Consider the following 2,481-nt stretch of genomic DNA (forward strand, 5'->3'; position numbering starts at 1 on the left):
ATATTATCTTCACGAATTGAATAAGGAACTTCACTCAATTGACTACTTTGTTACTCTGGATAAGAACCTTTAGTAAGTAATATCAAAGGAGTGAGGAAGGTAAAATGAATCAATCCTATTTTTATTTAAAACTAGAAACACATCAATTACATATGTCTTATAAAAATGAAAAACGTCGCGTGCGTGTTTTATTGCCGAAAAATTATGATAAAGATGAGGCTAAAAATTATCCAGTTGTCTATATGCATGATGGACAAAATGTTTTCTACAGTAGTGAAGCTTATAGCGGGTATTCATGGAAAGTTATTTCGGCAATTAAACAAAACCCCGATTTTCCGAAGATGATTGTTGTTGGGATAGATAACGCTGAACAAGATCGAATGAATGAATATACGCCTTGGAAAATTACTGAAAGCCCACTTCCTGAAGATATTGAACTAGGCGGAAGAGGCGCGGAGTTTGCTGAGTTTGTCATGGCAGTCGTGAAGCCGTTTATCGATAAGCATTACCGAACTAAATCGGATAAATATCATACAGCGATGATTGGCAGTTCACTTGGAGGAAATATTTCGGCTTTTATGGGTATTGAATATAAAGATCAAATTGGTGGTTTAGGTATTTTTTCTTTAGCCAATTGGATTACAAGTAAAGCCTTTGACATTTATATTGCTAGAAAAGAGTTGGATCCTGAACAACGCGTGTACATTCAAGTTGGGACTCAGGAAGGCGATGATGCCGATCGACAATTGATGTATGGTAATATGAAGCAGGCATATATCGATTGCTCGCTTAAGTATTATAAACAACTGATAAAAGGCTCTGTTCCAATTGATAGCATTCGTTTAAATATTTTTGCGGATGAAGAACATAATGAAAAATCTTGGGCAAAACACTTGCCAGAATGTTTACGTTTCTTAAGTGAGAAGTGGTCTTGAATGAACTGAATAATTATATTTGACTGAATTTGATCATGGGAGGAATCTATCACTTTTTTGAATATTTTGGAAGTTAAGATTGATTATAAATTGAAATAATTGTACCTTAGTCGTGAAAATAATGAATTTTTTGATTCTGAGAAAGGAGCTTTTTTTATGAATTATATTTTGATATCACCATATTATCCAGGTAATTTTCAGTCATTTGCTCATCGTTTAAAAGACGCAGGTGTAAATGTTTTAGGAATTGGCGAAGAGCCATATGACCAATTAGGCTCCGAATTACAAAACTCTCTAACAGAATATTATCGTGTGAATAATTTAGAAGATGTAGATGAAATGAAACGTGCTGTTGCATTTTTATTTTATAAACATGGTCCAATTGAACGCATTGAATCCAATAACGAATACTGGTTAGAACTTGATGCGCAGTTGCGTGAGCAATTTAACGTGTACGGCAATAAAACGAATGACTTGAAAAAAGTTAAGTACAAATCTGAAATGAAGAAGCTGTTTAAAAAAGCAGATGTGCCTGTTGTAGAAGGAAGAGTCGTTAAAACTAAAAAGGAGTTATCTAAAGCCATTGATGAATTAGGACTGCCTGTTATCGCTAAACCGGATAATGGAGTTGGATCAGCTGCAACCTTTAAATTAAGTTCAGAAGAGGCTGTACGTCATTTTGAAGAAGAATGGGGAGAAGCACAAGTGTACTTCTTAGAACCATATGTCGAAGGAGGCGTGCTTTGTACATTTGATGGTTTAGTGGATCAGAAAGGGAACATTGTTTTCCAAACAAGCTTTACATATAATGTGCCAACTCTGGAACTCGTTAATGGTCAGTTGGATTTAGCTTATGTGATTCAAAAAGAAATTGATCCAAAGCTCGAAATTTATGGAAAGGCGATTGTGAAAGCTTTTGGCATGAAAGAACGCTTTTTCCATATTGAGTTTTTTAAATTAGAAAATGGGGATTATGTTGCACTTGAATACAATAACCGCTTGGCTGGCGGCTACACGATTGATATGTACAATTTCGCGTACTCCATTGATTTATTTGCTCAGTATGCTTCTCTTGTGACAGGAGGAGAATTTAAGAAGTCCGATGCCAAAAACAAGTTTTGTGTCGGTGTAACACAGCGTGATGCGTATGAGTATAAACATGATACGAATGCTATTTATGAACGATTTGGCGACCGTGTGAAGTTTGAACAGCGCATGCCAGATGCGTTTGCGGAACTCCAAGGAAATCAATTTTATGCGATTAATGCAGATTCGCATGAAGAAGTGGATGACATTATCCGTTTTGTACATGAACGAAAAAATTTGGGAAAGGAGATTTTTCTATGCATATAGAACAGTTAAACCATTGGAGTGGCGAATTAGGACGTGAAATGCTGTTAAACAGATATGGGCACAGTGGCATGCCAATCGTAGTTTTTCCTTCATCTGGAGGGACGCATTCTGAATACTATGATTTTGGAATGATTGATGTGTGTCATGACTTTATTGAATCCGGAAAAGTTCAATTTTTTACATTGGCTAGTAT

General features: G+C 35.8%; 2 protein-coding genes and 1 pseudogene. All 3 read left to right on the forward strand.

Annotated features, from left to right (window positions below):
* The first annotated feature begins 104 nt into the window (after window positions 1-104).
* Entirely contained in the window at window positions 105-935 is an 831-nt protein-coding gene (locus V7137_RS14670) for an alpha/beta hydrolase (protein WP_335698778.1), read from the forward strand.
* Window positions 936-1,091: 156 nt separating this feature from the next.
* Complete coding sequence (locus V7137_RS14675) at window positions 1,092-2,288, forward strand: ATP-grasp domain-containing protein (RefSeq protein ID WP_335698779.1); 1,197 nt, start codon at window positions 1,092-1,094, stop codon at window positions 2,286-2,288.
* Window positions 2,279-2,481 (forward strand): annotated as a pseudogene (locus tag V7137_RS14680) (esterase); the annotation flags it as partial. The gene V7137_RS14675 and the pseudogene V7137_RS14680, both read left to right, overlap by 10 nt.

Origin of the sequence: Neobacillus drentensis (assembly GCF_036962765.1) — a bacterium.
In the GTDB taxonomy this organism is placed as follows: domain Bacteria; phylum Bacillota; class Bacilli; order Bacillales; family Cytobacillaceae; genus Neobacillus; species Neobacillus drentensis_C.

What these genes read in the sequence shown, in the direction of transcription:
- V7137_RS14670 (WP_335698778.1), top strand. Translation starts at nt 105, where the DNA reads ATGAATCAATCCTATTTTTATTTAAAACTAGAAACACATCAATTACAT.
- V7137_RS14675 (WP_335698779.1), top strand. Translation starts at nt 1,092, where the DNA reads ATGAATTATATTTTGATATCACCATATTATCCAGGTAATTTTCAGTCA.